This window comes from Streptomyces colonosanans, assembly GCF_001866645.1.
GTDB lineage: Bacteria > Actinomycetota > Actinomycetes > Streptomycetales > Streptomycetaceae > Streptomyces > Streptomyces colonosanans.
Genome location: NZ_MLYP01000008.1, coordinates 114544 through 129127 on the forward strand (window position 1 = coordinate 114544; position 14584 = coordinate 129127).

General features: G+C 68.1%; 17 protein-coding genes. 11 read left to right on the forward strand and 6 right to left on the reverse strand.

Annotated elements, in window-relative coordinates; all coding sequences use genetic code 11:
• The first annotated feature begins 291 nt into the window (after positions 1-291).
• From BIV24_RS04285 to BIV24_RS04330, 10 genes are all read left to right on the forward strand, one after another.
• Complete coding sequence (locus BIV24_RS04285) at positions 292-729, forward strand: Cg1360 family ATP-synthase-associated protein (RefSeq protein WP_071364771.1); 438 nt, start codon at positions 292-294, stop codon at positions 727-729.
• Between the two features lie 225 nt (positions 730-954).
• Complete coding sequence (gene atpB / locus BIV24_RS04290; protein ID WP_483883269.1) at positions 955-1773, forward strand: F0F1 ATP synthase subunit A; 819 nt, start codon at positions 955-957, stop codon at positions 1771-1773.
• 71 nt (positions 1774-1844) lie between these two features.
• Positions 1845-2081, forward strand: a complete 237-nt coding sequence (gene atpE / locus BIV24_RS04295) for an ATP synthase F0 subunit C (protein WP_071364772.1) — start codon at positions 1845-1847, stop codon at positions 2079-2081.
• A gap of 39 nt (positions 2082-2120) precedes the next feature.
• Positions 2121-2672 (forward strand): F0F1 ATP synthase subunit B, encoded by a 552-nt coding sequence (locus tag BIV24_RS04300; RefSeq protein WP_071364773.1) that lies wholly within the window; start codon positions 2121-2123, stop codon positions 2670-2672.
• A complete protein-coding gene (locus BIV24_RS04305; protein ID WP_071364774.1) occupies positions 2669-3484 on the forward strand; it encodes a F0F1 ATP synthase subunit delta in 816 nt (271 codons plus the stop codon). The genes BIV24_RS04300 and BIV24_RS04305 overlap by 4 nt, the downstream gene beginning before the upstream one ends.
• Positions 3485-3599: 115 nt before the next feature.
• Positions 3600-5192 (forward strand): F0F1 ATP synthase subunit alpha, encoded by a 1593-nt coding sequence (atpA, locus tag BIV24_RS04310; RefSeq protein ID WP_071364775.1) that lies wholly within the window; start codon positions 3600-3602, stop codon positions 5190-5192.
• 21 nt (positions 5193-5213) lie between these two features.
• Positions 5214-6131: a F0F1 ATP synthase subunit gamma gene (locus tag BIV24_RS04315; RefSeq protein WP_071364776.1), complete on the forward strand. Its 918-nt coding sequence runs from the start codon at positions 5214-5216 to the stop codon at positions 6129-6131.
• Positions 6131-7567, forward strand: coding sequence for a F0F1 ATP synthase subunit beta (atpD, locus tag BIV24_RS04320; RefSeq protein ID WP_071364777.1), 1437 nt, complete (start codon positions 6131-6133; stop codon positions 7565-7567). Before BIV24_RS04315 ends, atpD begins: the two co-directional genes overlap by 1 nt.
• A 228-nt stretch (positions 7568-7795) precedes the next feature.
• On the forward strand, positions 7796-8170 hold the full coding sequence (locus BIV24_RS04325; RefSeq protein WP_071364778.1) for a F0F1 ATP synthase subunit epsilon: 375 nt from the start codon (positions 7796-7798) through the stop codon (positions 8168-8170).
• 129 nt (positions 8171-8299) lie between these two features.
• Complete coding sequence (locus BIV24_RS04330) at positions 8300-8746, forward strand: DUF2550 domain-containing protein (protein WP_071364779.1); 447 nt, start codon at positions 8300-8302, stop codon at positions 8744-8746.
• 72 nt (positions 8747-8818) lie between these two features.
• Here the strand turns inward: BIV24_RS04330 and BIV24_RS04335 are convergent, their stop codons facing one another.
• From BIV24_RS04335 to BIV24_RS04345, 3 genes are all read right to left on the reverse strand, one after another.
• Positions 8819-10645 carry a glycoside hydrolase family 18 chitinase gene (locus BIV24_RS04335; RefSeq protein ID WP_071364780.1) on the reverse strand — a complete coding sequence of 609 codons (1827 nt, stop codon included), beginning with the start codon at positions 10643-10645 and terminating at the stop codon, positions 8819-8821.
• Between the two features lie 118 nt (positions 10646-10763).
• Positions 10764-11405 carry a response regulator gene (locus BIV24_RS04340; RefSeq protein WP_071364781.1) on the reverse strand — a complete coding sequence of 214 codons (642 nt, stop codon included), beginning with the start codon at positions 11403-11405 and terminating at the stop codon, positions 10764-10766.
• The gene (locus BIV24_RS04345) at positions 11402-12583 is read right to left on the reverse strand and encodes a sensor histidine kinase (RefSeq protein ID WP_071364782.1); all 1182 of its coding nucleotides are present in this window, start codon (positions 12581-12583) and stop codon (positions 11402-11404) included. The genes BIV24_RS04340 and BIV24_RS04345 overlap by 4 nt, the downstream gene beginning before the upstream one ends.
• A gap of 151 nt (positions 12584-12734) precedes the next feature.
• On the opposite strand from BIV24_RS04345, the gene BIV24_RS04350 reads away from it, so the two are divergent.
• A complete protein-coding gene (locus BIV24_RS04350) occupies positions 12735-13307 on the forward strand; it encodes a hypothetical protein (RefSeq protein ID WP_071364783.1) in 573 nt (190 codons plus the stop codon).
• Positions 13308-13370: 63 nt separating this feature from the next.
• On the opposite strand, the gene BIV24_RS04355 is transcribed toward BIV24_RS04350, so the two are convergent.
• Genes BIV24_RS04355 through BIV24_RS04365 form a run of 3 tightly spaced genes read right to left on the reverse strand, consistent with a single transcriptional unit; the run spans position 13371 to position 14519 of the window.
• A complete protein-coding gene (locus BIV24_RS04355; RefSeq protein ID WP_071364784.1) occupies positions 13371-13946 on the reverse strand; it encodes a cob(I)yrinic acid a,c-diamide adenosyltransferase in 576 nt (191 codons plus the stop codon).
• A 50-nt stretch (positions 13947-13996) separates the two neighbouring features.
• Positions 13997-14260 carry a type II toxin-antitoxin system RelE family toxin gene (locus BIV24_RS04360; RefSeq protein ID WP_071364833.1) on the reverse strand — a complete coding sequence of 88 codons (264 nt, stop codon included), beginning with the start codon at positions 14258-14260 and terminating at the stop codon, positions 13997-13999.
• Positions 14253-14519 (reverse strand): type II toxin-antitoxin system Phd/YefM family antitoxin, encoded by a 267-nt coding sequence (locus tag BIV24_RS04365; RefSeq protein WP_071364832.1) that lies wholly within the window; start codon positions 14517-14519, stop codon positions 14253-14255. Before BIV24_RS04365 ends, BIV24_RS04360 begins: the two co-directional genes overlap by 8 nt.
• Positions 14520-14584 lie beyond the last annotated feature (65 nt).

Below are 14584 nucleotides of genomic sequence, written 5' to 3' on the forward strand. Positions count from 1 at the left end.
TAAGAATCTGGCGTGCGCATTGCCGAATCGTGGGGGTGCAAAGCGCCCTAATACCCCGCAAGTCGCCCGTCGATTCGCCCAGAAGGGCGGACTCACTCTCATGTGTGAGAGTGGGCACACCCACTTGGTAAAGACCGCATCAAATAGTTTGTGATACCGTTCACGAGAACCCGGGGATAGAGCCCAGGGGCCCCAGTGCGATGGGCCTCTCGGCGCGAGGCCCTCACTCGGCCCGGGACTACGCTCGTCCATGACGACACCCTGCCCCCTCCACATAGCGGAGTTGCCGCCATGCCGTCCACTGATGCCCGCAATCTTCTGCAGATCGCTGTACCCACAGCGGCTGTCGGCGCGATCGCCGTCGCCGTCAGTGGCGCGGTCGCGGGTGGCAAGGGTGCGGTCGGCGCGGCCGTCGGGGCGGCGCTCGCCATCCTCTTCATGGGGATCGGTCTCTATGTCCTGCAGTGGACGGCGAAGTCGCTCCCGCACCTGTTCCAGGCCATGGGGCTGTTGCTCTACGTCGCTCAACTCCTGCTGCTCCTGATCTTCGTGGGCGTCTTCAAGGACACTTCCCTCTTCAATCCGAAGACGTTCGCGGCCGGACTCGTCGTCGCGACGGTCGTGTGGATGGCGGCGCAGGCGCGTGCGCACATGAAGGCCAAGATCTTCTACGTCGAGCCGGACTCCCACAAGAGCGAGAAGCCCGAGAAGACGGGCTCCTCGTCGTGAGGGGTAGGGCCGGGATAAAGACGTGTGAGAGTTCCTGCTATCGTCCGGTGCCAACTGCGGCATCGCGGGCGAGGGCATCTGAGCTGACGCCTGCTCAATCGCGAGGCTTGATGCCCCCCAGCCGCCCCCACATCCGTAACACCAGTCCGGTGCCGTTCCGCGGCTGCGCGCCGCACCGACACAACGAGGTTGCCCAACCCATGCGTCACGCCGAAGGAGCCCGCGGTGAGTGCTGACCAGACCCAGCTCGCCTTTGACTGGAGCTGCCGCATCCTGTCCGACAACGGCTGTGGCTTCCCGGCTCCGGGCCTGCACTCGTTTCTCTTCGAGCCGATCGCCACGATCGGCGGGTTCGAGTTCAACAAGGTGATGCTGCTCGCGCTCATCACCACCGCCCTGGTGGTGACGTTCTTCTGGGCGGCGTTCGGCAAGGCCAAGGTGGTCCCGGGCAAGCTCCAGCTGGTGGGCGAGGCCGGCTACGACTTCGTGCGCCGCGGCATCGTCTACGAGACGCTCGGCAAGCGCGAGGGCGAGAAGTACGTCCCGCTCATGGTCTCGCTGTTCTTCTTCGTCTGGATCATGAACATTTGGTCCGTGATCCCGCTGGCCCAGTTCCCGGTGTCGTCGGCGATCGCCTTCCCGATGGTCCTCGCCGCCATCGTCTACATCACCTGGGTCGCGCTGACCTTCAAGAAGCACGGCTTCGTCGGCTTTTTCAAGAACGTCACGGGCTACGACAAGTCGCTCGGCGGCGTGCTGCCGCTCGTCATGGTCATCGAGTTCTTCTCGAACCTGATCGTCCGCCCGTTCACGCACGCGGTGCGACTCTTCGCCAACATGTTCGCGGGTCACCTGATGCTGGTGATGTTCACCGTCGCCTCCTGGTACCTGATGAACACCTACATGATCCCGGCCGCCGGTGTCTCGTTCGTGATGACCGTGGCCATGATCCTCTTCGAGCTCTTCGTGCAGGCCGTCCAGGCGTACGTCTTCGTGCTCCTCGCCTGCTCCTACATTCAGGGCGCTCTCGTCGAGCACCACTGAGCCCCACCCCCACCCCCCCGGTCGTCCGGTGGTCAACCCCCACCGGTCCGTAAAGAGAAGGAAGATTCAGCATGGCTGCCACTGAGACCCTTGCCGCTGTCTCCGGTTCCACCGGCTCCATCGGCTACGGCCTCGCCGCGATCGGCCCCGGCATCGGCGTCGGCATCATCTTCGGTAACGGCACCCAGGCCCTGGCCCGCCAGCCCGAGGCCGCCGGTCTGATCCGCGCCAACCAGATCCTCGGCTTCGCCTTCTGTGAGGCGCTCGCCCTCATCGGCATCGTTATGCCGTTCGTGTTCGGTCGGTAATCAACCCCTGACCGACACGTATCGACGAAAGGCACTGATGTGATCGCCAACCTGGTACAGCTGGCGTCCGAAGGTGAGCCGCAGAGCCCGCTCATCCCGGCCGGCCCCGAGCTGCTCGTCGGCGCCGTCGCCTTCGCCATCGTGTTCTTCTTCTTCTGGAAGAAGCTGCTTCCGAACATCAACAAGGTTCTGGAGGAGCGGCGCGCGGCGATCGAAGGCGGCATCGAAGAGGCCGACGCCATGAAGGTCGAGGCCCAGAGCGTGCTTGAGCAGTACAAGGCTCAGCTCGCCGAAGCCCGGCACGAGGCCGCGCGGCTGCGCCAGGAGGCGCAGGAGCAGGGCGCCGTGCTCATCGCCGAGATGCGCGCGGAGGGTCAGCGGCAGCGCGAGGAGATCGTGGCCACCGGTCATGCGCAGATCGAGGCCGACCGTAACGCCGCCGCGCAGAACCTGCGGCAGGACGTCGGCAAGCTCGCCACCGAGCTGGCCGGCAAGCTCGTCGGCGAGTCCCTCGAGGACCACGCCCGGCAGAGCCGCGTGATCGACCGCTTCCTCGACGAGCTCGAGCAGAAGGCCGAGGCCGCGCGATGAACGGAGCGAGCCGCGAGGCCCTGGCAGCCACACGTGAGCGTCTCGACGCGCTGACGGACTCCACGTCCGTGGACGCGACGCAGCTCGCCGACGAGCTGGCCGCCGTCACCGCGCTGCTCGACCGCGAGGGATCGCTGCGTCGGGTCCTCACCGACCCGGCGCAGTCCGGCGAGGCCAAGGCCGAGCTGGTCCAGCGTCTGCTGGGCGGCCAGGTCAGCGGGCCGACCGCGGACCTGGTGGCCGGCATGGTGCGCTCGCGCTGGTCGCAGCCGCGCGACCTGGTGGACGCGGTGGAGGAGCTGGCGAACATTGCCGACCTCACCGCCGCCGAGAAGGCGGGCGGGCTCGACAACGTCGAGGACGAACTGTTCCGGTTCGGCCGCATCGTCTCCTCGAACACCGAGCTGCGCGCCGCGCTGACCGACCGTTCCGCGACCGCCTCGGCGAAGAGCGAGCTGCTGCGTCGGCTGCTCGGTGGCCGGGCCAACGTGACCACCGAACGTCTGGTGACGCGTCTTGTGACCGCGCCGCGGGGACGTAGCCTGGAAGCGGGAATCGAGTCCCTGTCCAAGCTCGCCGCCGCGCGCCGTGACCGCATGGTCGCCGTCGTCACCTCGGCGGTACCGCTGAGCGACACCCAGAAGCGGCGCCTCGGTGCCGCGCTGGCCAGGGTCTACGGCCGCCAGATGCACCTCAACCTCGACGTGGACCCCGAGGTCCTCGGCGGGATCCGGGTGCAGGTCGGTGACGAGGTCATCAACGGTTCCGTCGCGGACCGACTCGAGGACGCCGCCCGCCGCATGGCGAGCTAAGCGCAACTCCATACGCAGTACTACGGCCCGCGTTGGGCCGTGCAGAGGATTCCTGGGGGCCGCCCCCAGACCCCCAAAGAAACTTCGGGCCCAACAAGGAGAGCAGGGAACCCAGATGGCGGAGCTCACGATCCGGCCGGAGGAGATCCGGGACGCGCTGGAGAACTTTGTCCAGTCGTACAAGCCGGACGCGGCCTCGCGCGAGGAGGTCGGTACGGTCACCCTTGCCGGCGACGGCATCGCGAAGGTCGAGGGTCTTCCCTCGGCCATGGCCAACGAACTGCTGAAGTTCGAGGACGGCACCCTCGGCCTCGCCCTCAACCTCGAGGAGCGCGAGATCGGTGCCATCGTCCTCGGTGAGTTCAGCGGCATCGAGGAGGGTCAGCCGGTGCAGCGCACCGGTGAGGTGCTCTCCGTGGCCGTCGGCGAGGGCTACCTCGGCCGCGTCGTCGACCCGCTCGGCAACCCCATCGACGGCCTCGGCGAGATCGACACCGAGGGCCGCCGCGCCCTCGAGCTGCAGGCCCCCACGGTCATGCAGCGCAAGTCGGTGCACGAGCCGATGGAGACGGGCTACAAGGCCGTCGACGCGATGACCCCGATCGGCCGTGGTCAGCGTCAGCTGATCATCGGTGACCGCCAGACCGGCAAGACCGCCCTGGCCGTCGACACGATCATCAACCAGCGTGACAACTGGCGCACCGGCGACCCGAAGAAGCAGGTCCGCTGCATCTACGTCGCCATCGGCCAGAAGGGCTCCACCATCGCGTCGGTCCGCCGCGCGCTGGAGGAGAACGGCGCGCTGGAGTACACGACCATCGTCGCCGCCCCGGCGTCCGACCCGGCGGGCTTCAAGTACCTGGCGCCCTACACCGGTTCGGCCATCGGTCAGCACTGGATGTACCAGGGCAAGCATGTCCTGATCATCTTCGACGACCTCTCGAAGCAGGCCGACGCCTACCGCGCCGTGTCCCTGCTGCTGCGCCGTCCGCCGGGCCGCGAGGCCTACCCGGGTGACGTCTTCTACCTGCACTCCCGTCTGCTGGAGCGCTGCGCCAAGCTCTCCGACGACATGGGTGCCGGTTCGATGACCGGTCTGCCGATCGTCGAGACCAAGGCCAACGACGTCTCGGCGTTCATCCCGACCAACGTCATCTCCATCACCGACGGCCAGTGCTTCCTGGAGTCCGACCTGTTCAACGCCGGTCAGCGTCCGGCCCTGAACGTCGGTATCTCGGTCTCCCGTGTCGGTGGTTCGGCCCAGCACAAGGCGATGCGCCAGGTTTCCGGCCGTCTGCGCGTCGACCTCGCCCAGTTCCGTGAGCTGGAGGCGTTCGCCGCCTTCGGTTCCGACCTGGACGCCGCGTCGAAGTCCCAGCTGGAGCGCGGTCAGCGCATGGTCGAGCTGCTCAAGCAGAACCAGTACCAGCCGATGGCCACCGAGGACCAGGTCGTCTCCGTCTGGGCCGGCACCAACGGCCGTATGGACGACGTGCCGGTCATCGACATCCGCCGCTTCGAGACGGAGCTCCTCGATTACCTGCACCGCAAGGAGCAGGGCCTGATGACCTCCATCAAGGAGGGCGCCAAGATGTCGAACGACACGATCCAGGCGATCGACGACGCGGTCACCGAGTTCAAGAAGCAGTTCGAGACCTCGGACGGCAAGCTGCTCGGCGAGGACACTCCGGCCGCTGCCGCCAAGTGACGTAAGGAAGGGACCTGACTCATGGGAGCCCAGCTCCGGGTCTACAAGCGTCGCATCCGATCCGTCACCGCGACCAAGAAGATCACCAAGGCGATGGAGATGATCGCCGCCTCGCGCGTCGTCAAGGCGCAGCGCAAGGTGGCGGCCTCCACGCCGTACGCGCAGGAACTGACCCGCGCGGTCACGGCGGTCGGCACCGGTTCTAACACCAAGCACCCGCTGACCACGGAGGCGGAGAACCCGAGCCGTGCCGCGGTCCTGCTCCTCACGAGCGACCGCGGTCTGGCCGGCGCCTTCAACTCCAACTCCATCAAGGCGGCGGAGCAGCTGACCGAGCGCCTGGAGCGCGAGGGCAAGCAGGTCGACACGTACATCGTCGGCCGCCGTGGTGTCGCCCACTACAACTTCCGTGAGCGCAAGATCACGGAGTCGTTCACCGGCTTCACCGACGAGCCCACGTACGCGGACGCCAAGCAGGTCGCGGCCCCGCTGATCGAGGCCATCGAGAAGACGAACGGGGACGGCGGCGTGGACGAACTCCACATCGTCTACACCGAGTTCGTCTCGATGATGACGCAGACGGCGATCGACTCCCGGTTGCTGCCGCTGCGACTCGACGAAGTGTCGGAGCGGTCGCAGAAGAAGGACGAGATCCTTCCGCTGTACGACTTCGAGCCGTCGGCGGAGGACGTCCTCGACGCCCTGCTGCCGCGCTATGTGGAGAGCCGCATCTACAACGCGCTGCTCCAGTCGGCCGCTTCGAAGCACGCCGCCACGCGGCGCGCGATGAAGTCGGCCACCGACAACGCGGGCGAGCTGATCAACACGCTCTCCCGTCTTGCCAACGCGGCCCGCCAGGCCGAAATCACCCAGGAAATCAGCGAGATCGTCGGTGGCGCGAGCGCCCTGGCCGACGCGACCGCGGGGAGTGACAAGTAATGACCACCACTGTTGAGACGGCCACGGCGACGGGCCGCGTCGCGCGGGTCATCGGCCCGGTCGTCGACGTGGAGTTCCCCGTCGACGCGATGCCGGACATCTACAACGCGCTGCACGTCGAGGTCTCCGACCCGGCGAACGAGGGCGAGAAGAAGACCCTGACCCTCGAGGTCGCCCAGCACCTGGGTGAGGGTCTGGTCCGTACGATCTCGATGCAGCCCACCGACGGTCTGGTCCGCCAGGCCGCGGTGACGAACACGGGCTCGGCCATCTCCGTCCCGGTCGGCGACTTCACCAAGGGCAAGGTGTTCAACACCCTCGGTGAGGTGCTGAACGTCGACGAGCAGTACCAGGGCGAGCGCTGGCCGATCCACCGCAAGGCGCCGAACTTCGACGAGCTCGAGTCGAAGACCGAGATGTTCGAGACCGGCGTCAAGGTCATCGACCTGCTGACCCCGTACGTCAAGGGCGGCAAGATCGGTCTGTTCGGCGGCGCCGGCGTCGGCAAGACGGTGCTCATCCAGGAGATGATCTACCGTGTCGCCAACAACCACGACGGTGTCTCCGTGTTCGCCGGTGTCGGTGAGCGCACCCGTGAGGGCAACGACCTGATCGAGGAGATGTCCGACTCGGGCGTCATCGACAAGACCGCGCTGGTCTTCGGTCAGATGGACGAGCCGCCGGGCACCCGTCTGCGCGTCGCGCTGGCCGGCCTGACCATGGCCGAGTACTTCCGTGACGTCCAGAAGCAGGACGTGCTGTTCTTCATCGACAACATCTTCCGCTTCACCCAGGCGGGTTCCGAGGTGTCGACCCTGCTCGGCCGTATGCCCTCCGCGGTGGGCTACCAGCCGAACCTGGCTGACGAGATGGGTCTCCTCCAGGAGCGCATCACCTCGACCCGTGGTCACTCGATCACCTCGATGCAGGCGATCTACGTCCCCGCGGACGACCTGACCGACCCGGCCCCGGCCACCACCTTCGCCCACCTCGACGCGACGACGGTTCTGTCCCGTCCGATCTCCGAGAAGGGCATCTACCCGGCCGTGGACCCGCTGGACTCCACGTCCCGGATCCTGGACCCGCGCTACATCGCTGCGGATCACTACAACGCGGCCATGCGCGTGAAGACGATCCTGCAGAAGTACAAGGACCTCCAGGACATCATCGCGATCCTCGGTATCGACGAGCTCGGCGAGGAGGACAAGCTCGTTGTCCACCGCGCCCGTCGTGTGGAGCGCTTCCTGTCCCAGAACACCCACGTCGCCAAGCAGTTCACCGGCGTCGACGGGTCGGACGTCCCGCTGGACGAGTCGATCGCGGCCTTCAACGCGATCATCGACGGTGAGTACGACCACTTCCCGGAGCAGGCGTTCTTCATGTGCGGTGGTATCGAGGACCTGAAGAGCAACGCGAAGGAGCTGGGCGTCTCCTGACGTCGGGCTCTGAGCGGAGGGGGACGAGACCGCGTCGGCCACGGCCCGCGTCCCGTCCCCCTCTCCACGCCACCGCATGACCGCGGGGATCGCGCCACCGCGCACGGCCCCCGCACCCCCCCCGCCGATGGGCGGGGCGGGCCCGGGGCACTTCGGTGCCCCGAGCCCTACTAGACTTATGACCCAACACCCGGCATCACCGCCGGGTGGTGACCCGAGGAGCCACCCTTGGCTGCTGAGCTGCACGTCGAGCTGGTCGCCGCCGACCGCCAGGTCTGGTCCGGCGAGGCCACCCTGGTCGTCGCGCGCACCACGTCCGGCGACATCGGCGTCATGCCCGGTCACCAGCCGCTGCTCGGTGTGCTGGAGTCGGGCCCGGTGACCATCCGTACGAGTGATGGTGGAACGGTCATCGCCGCAGTGCATGGCGGTTTCATCTCGTTCGCGGACGACAAGCTGTCGCTGCTGGCCGAGATCGCCGAACTGTCGGACGAGATCGATGTCCAGCGCGCGGAGCGGGCTCTCGAGCGCGCGAAGGCGGAGGCCGACGCCCTCGCCGAGCGTCGCGCGGAGGTCCGACTGCGCGCGGTGAACGCGCACTGAACCCAGCGCGCCGCGTCATGACGTGACTCAGCCGCGGCCGGCCCGGAGCAATCCGGTGCCGGTCGCGGCTGAGGTGAATCCGGGTGTTTTTTCCGTTCCGTTACCTAGGAGACGAGGAGGTCGGTGTCGATGGTCCTCGCCCTGAGTGTGATCGGAGCGGTCCTGGCACTCGTAGTGGTGGGGCTGTTCGTCTTCGGCCTCAGGCGGCGCCTCATCCAGCGCTCCGGCGGCACCTTCGACTGCAGCCTCAGATGGGACGTCCCGCAGGAGTCCGACACCAGTGGCAAGGGCTGGAGCTACGGCGTCGCCCGCTACAACGGTGATCGGGTCGAGTGGTTCCGCGTCTTCTCCTACGCCCTGCGCCCCCGTCGTGTGCTGGAACGCTCGGCGATCGAGGTGGCCGGCCGGCGCGACCCGGAGGGCGAGGAGGAGCTGGCGCTGCTCTCCGACGCGGTGATTCTCGCCTGCCACCACCGGGGTACCCGTCTGGAACTGGCGATGAGCGAGGATGCGCTGACCGGGTTCCTGGCGTGGCTCGAGGCCGCTCCACCCGGACAGAGGGTGAACGTGGCATAGCCACATTCACCCGCCGGTGGGGGGTTGCCCCCGGGGACGAAGCCCCGGGGAGCATCACAGTGCGGTCCTTGGTTACGACAGTCCGTTGCTCAGCGCGCTGACCAGTTCGCCGTTGCCGGTGTCACCGCTGAACTCCCAGAAGAACGCGCCGCCCAGCCCCTGCGTCTTGGCCCACGCCATCTTCGAGCCGATGGTGGCCGGGGTGTCGTAGGACCACCAGTTGCTGCCGCAGCGCGCGTACGCCGTGCCCGCGATGGTGCCGGTGGCCGGGCAGGACGTCTTGAGCACCCGGTAGTCCTCGATGCCCTGCTCGTACGTGCCGGCCGCCGGGCCCGTGGCCGTGCCGCCCGGGGCGTCCTGGGTGACGCCGGTCCAGCCGCGGCCGTAGAAGCCGATGCCGAGCAGCAGTTTGTTCGCGGGCACGCCGGCCGCCTTGAACTTGGTGATCGCGTCGGCCGAGTTGAAGCCCGCCTGCGGGATACCGCTGTACGAGGTGAGCGGGGAGTGCGGGGCGGTGGGACCCTGGGCGTTCCAGGCGCCGAAGAAGTCGTACGTCATCACGTTGTACCAGTTGACGTACTGTGCGGCGCCCCCGTAGTCGGCCGCGCCGATCTTGCCGCCCGAGGAGGCGTCCGCGGTGACGGCCGCCGTGACCAGGGCGCTGGAGCCGAACTTGGCGCGCAGCGCGGACAGCACGTTCTTCAGGGCGGCGGACCCGCTGGTGTCGCAGGTGAGGCCGCACGCGTTCGGGTACTCCCAGTCGATGTCGATGCCGTCGAAGACATCGGCCCAGCGCGAGTCCTTCACCAGGTCGTAGCAGGACTGCGCGAACGCCGTCGGGTTCTGGGCCGCCGCCCCGAAGCCGCCGGACCAGGTCCAGCCGCCGAAGGACCACAGCACCTTGATGTTCGGGTACTTGGCCTTCAGCTGGCGCAGCTGGTTGAAGTTGCCGCGCAGCGGCTGGTCCCAGGTGTCGGCGACACCACCGACGGACTGGTCGGCGGTGAACGCCTTGTCGTAGTCGGCGTAGGAGTCGCCGATCGCGCACTTGCCGCCGGTGACGTTGCCGAAGGCGTAGTTGATGTGCGTGATCTTCGCCGCCGAGCCGGACGTCACCAGGTTCTTGACGTTGTAGTTGCGCTGGTAGATGCCCCAGTCGGTGAAGTAGCCCATCCTGACCTTGTCACCGGTGGGCGGGGGCGTGCCGCCGCCGCCAGTGGTGTGGACCTTGACGGCGGCGCTGACCGGGCCGGTCTGGTCGGCGGTGTCACGGGCCTGGACGGTGTACGAGTAGTCGGTGCCTGCGGTCAGACCGCTGTCCGTGTACGAGGTGGCTGTCACGGTGGCGACCTTCACGCCGTCCCGCAGTACGTCGTAGTTCTTGACGCCCTTGTCGTCGGTGGCCGCCGCCCAGGACAGCTTCACCGAGGTGTCGGTGATGCCGGACGCGGTCGGGGTGCCGGGTGCGGAGGGCGGGTCGTCGCCGGGAACGGTCGTACCGCCGTCGCAACTGGCCCCGTTGATTCGGCAGTTGCTCGGGGATCCCGAACCGACGCCGTTGAAGCCGAAGGAGACGGAGGCGCCGGGGGCGAGGGTGCCGTTGTAGGACTTGTTCTTGGCCGTCCAGTGGGTGCCGGAGTTCGTCACGTCGGCGTCCCAGGCCGTGGTGACGGACGTACCGGAGGGGAAGTCCCACTGGATGGTCCAGGAACTGATGGTGGCGGTGCCGGAGTTGGTGACGGTCCACTTGCCCTCGAAGCCGGATCCCCAGTCCTGGGTCTTGGCGTAGGTGGCGGTGGCCGATGCGGCGGCGTGGGCGGAGCCCGCGAGGCCGACCAGGCCTGCGAGCGGGAGCAGAAGGGTCGCGAATGCTGCCACGGCCCGGTGTCTGAAGCGCATGGTGCGCCTCCTCGTTTGTGGGGGGGCATGACTGAGCGCTCTGCGCGAGAATAGAAAGGTCTGGACCATCGGTCAATGGGTCTGGACCAGTGTTGCGCAGTGCTCCGCCGGACCGCCGTCAGACCCCCAACTCCTGTGCCAGCACGGCGGCTTGGACCCGGCTCCGCAGCTCCAGCTTGCCCAGAAGACGGCTGACGTGCGTCTTCACCGTGGCCTCCGCCATGTCCAGCCGGACCGCGATCTCGGCATTGGAGAGCCCCTCACCGAGGCAGGACAGCACCTCGCGCTCGCGTCGGGTGAGTACCTCCAGGGCCGACGGGTCGGCCGACGGCTCCCGTACGGGCGTGGCGGCGAACTCCGCGATCAGCCGCCGGGTCACCGCCGGGGCGATCAGCCCCTCGCCCCGTGCCACCGTCCGCACGGCGGCGATGAGGTCCTTCGCCTCCGTGTTCTTCAGCAGGAACCCCGACGCGCCCGCCCGCAATGCCCCGAACACATACGCGTCCAGGTCGAACGTCGTGAGCACCAGGACGTCGGCGAGCCCTTCCGCGACCACCTGCCGGGTCGCCGACACCCCGTCAAGACGCGGCATCTGCACATCCATCAGCACCAGATCGGGCCGCAACTCACGGGCGAGCGCCACCGCCTGCTCGCCGTCCGCCGCCTCCCCGACCACCTCGATGTCGGGCGCGCTGCGCAGGATCAGGACCAGCCCTGCCCGGACGGCGGACTGGTCCTCGGCGACGAGTACGCGGATCACGTGGTTTCTCCTTGACGGACGTCGGTGACGGGAAGAACGGCGCGCACGGCCCACAGGGCCCCGTCGGGACCGGCCTCGAAGTCACCGCCGAGCAGCGCCGTCCGTTCCCTCATCCCGACGAGGCCGGCGCCGGAGCCCGGTGCGCGCGGTGTGCCCCGGTCACCGTACGGGCTGGTCACCCGCACCTCGAGGGCCTCGTCCCGCTGCACCAGCCGCACCGTGACCCGGCCGGTGTCGGCGTGCTTGAGGGCGTTTGTCAGGGACTCCTGGACGATCCGGTAGGCGGCCAGTTCCACCGGCACGGGCACCTTCTCGTACTTCGTGTCGAGCGTGGCATCGAGCCCGTTGGCGCGGGCGTTGTCGACCAGGGCGCCGAGCCCGTCGAGCGTGGGGGTCGCGGCCGGTTCGCCCTCGGCGGTGCCGTTCCGGAGGATCCCGATCAGCCGCCGCATCTCGGCGAGCCCCTCCACGCTGTTCTCACGAATGACAGCCAGGGCCTCCTGGGAGGTCTTCGGGTCGTCGATGGACAGCGCGGCCGTGGAGTGGATGGCGATTGCGGACAGGTGGTTGGCCACCATGTCGTGCAACTCCCGTGCCATACGGGCGCGTTCGGCGGTGACGGCCTGGGTGCGGTCCATCTCGGCGAGCAGGGCGGTCTGTTCGGCGCGCAGACGTGCGGCGACGGCGGTGTCGCGATGGTTGCGCACCACCCAGCCGGTCGACGCGGGCAACAGGGTGACCGCCCCGACGGCCACCCCGATCAACAGGGCCTGCGGAACGCGCCAGACCATGAGCGGGACCACGCTTCCGGCCACCGTGAGCACGCCCGTGATCCAGGGGACGCGACGGGCCGAGGCGGCGCTGCCGTACAGGACGGCCGCGTACACCAGGTCCGTGAACATCACCACGGTGGCGAGATTGCCGCGCGTGAACAGGTCCGCGGTGACTGCCGCGGTCCCGATGAACAGTCCCGCCCTCGGGTGTGTACGGCGCAGCAGCTCGCAGCCCGCCGTCACCACGAGGGGGATCAGGACCACCCAGTCCTGATCGAGGACGCTCATCGGGTCGTCGCCGGTCCGGCTGTGCAGGCCGACGCTGATCAGGAAGAGCCCGCCGAGGAGCCCGCCCGCCGCAATAGCGACGTCGTGGTGGTGCGGGCGGGGGAGAGCTGCGGGCATGACCCCATCCAACACGGTGTACCGGGCCTGTGCCTGATGCCGCAGGACGGTCCGTGACTACATCGAAGGATGCAGTCAGGGTTCCTCATCACCGACGACGAGAAGAGCCCCGTTCACAGGGAGCCTGGAGGAGGAACGAGAGGGGCGAGATGTGATCGTCGGGTTGATCGTCGCCTGCGAGGTCGGCTTCTGGGTGCTGCTGGCCGCGGGCCTGGCCGTCCGCTATCTGCTGAAGATGCGCCGCGCCAGTGTGGCGCTGCTGCTCGGCGAGCCGCTGCTGGAGGTGGTCCTGTTCGTGGTCACCGCCATCGACCTGCGCAACGGCGCGAAGCCGAGCTGGGAGCACGGGCTTGCGGCGCTGTACATCGGCTTCACCGTCGCCTACGGCCACTACACCATCCGCTGGCTCGACGGCCACGCCGCCCATCGCCTGGCCGGCGCCCCGCGCCCGCCGAAGCCGCCGAAGTACGGCCTGGCCCGCGCCCGCCACGAGGGCCGCCTCTGGCTGCGCACCGCCCTCGCCGCGGCGGTCGCCCTGGCCCTGCTGCAGGCGGCGGTCTGGTACGTCGGCGACGCGTCCGGTACCGAACCGCTGAGGTCCTGGCAGTGGACGGCGCTGCGCGTCGCCGGGATCCATGGAGTGATCGCTCTGACGTATCTGCTCTTCCCCAAGAAGGCCCCTGCCGGTGATGCTGCGCAAGGCCGGACGGCGGCCAGGCGCTGACCCGGCTGTGTAGCTCACCCGGCCGTGTGCGTGTGAAGTACGCCTTGCAGGCCCCGCGCAGGGTCAGTCGCGTTCGCCGCCCGGGACCCACAGCACGTCGCCGGTCTCCTTGTTGGCGTACCGGGCCAGGATGAACAGCAGGTCGGACAGCCGGTTCAGGTAGGTCGCGGTCAGCGGGTTCATCACCTCTCCGTGGACCTCCAGCGCGGCCCACGTCGAGCGCTCCGCGCGCCGTACGACCGTGCACGCCTGGTGCAGCAGGGCCGCGCCGGGCGTGCCGCCGGGCAGGATGAACGAGCGCAGCTTCTCCAGCTCGGCGAGGAAGCGGTCGCAGTCCGCCTCCAGCCGGTCGACGTAGAACTGCTCGACCCTCAGCGGCGGGAACTCCGGGTTCTCCACCACCGGCGTCGACAGGTCCGCGCCCACGTCGAACAGGTCGTTCTGCACACGGGTGAGGACCTTGACGACCTCCTCGTCGAGGCCGCCCAGCGCGATCGCGGTACCGATCACCGCGTTCGCCTCGTTGGAGTCCGCGTAGGCGGAGATACGCAGGTCGGTCTTGGGTACGCGGCTCATGTCACCGAGGTGCGTCGTGCCCTTGTCGCCGGTCCGCGTGTAGATGCGTGTCAGGTTGACCATGCGGCCAGCGTAGTCACCGCCTCAGCCGTGCGGCATGCCTGTGTCCGGTGTCAGCTGTTGTAAACCGTGGACCGGTGTCCGACGGCAACAACCCAGATCACCAGTTCCCCGTCTTCGATCGTGTAGATGACCCGGTAATCACCGACGCGGAGTCTGCGCCGGTCCGGCTGCGAGACGAGTGCGGTGGTGTTGAAGCCCAAGGGGTCGGTTTCGAGCTCGGTGAGCTTGGCCAGGATGCGGAGCGCTATGTCCCGGGGGACCTTGCGGAGTTCTGTTTGAGCCTCGGGCCGGAAGACGGTGCGGTACTTACTCACCACGTGCCAGCGTCTCCCTCATGACGTCCTCGATGGGGACGCCGACCGCCGGATTCGCCATGCGCTCGTCGATGATCCGGTTGATCTCACGCTCCTCCCATTCCTGGTACTTGCGCAGGACCTCGATCGATACGACGGCGGCGACTTCTTTGCCCCGTCGCGTGATGACCGTCGGTGTATCGTCCCGATCCGCCCGCTCGACCACTTCCGCCAGGTGGGCGCGCACGTCACGGATGGACTCTATGGGCATCTGCATCATGGACCAAGTGTACACATGGTCGCACATGTACGCATGGTCCCCGGTGGGAGGCTTCAGGCTGCGCC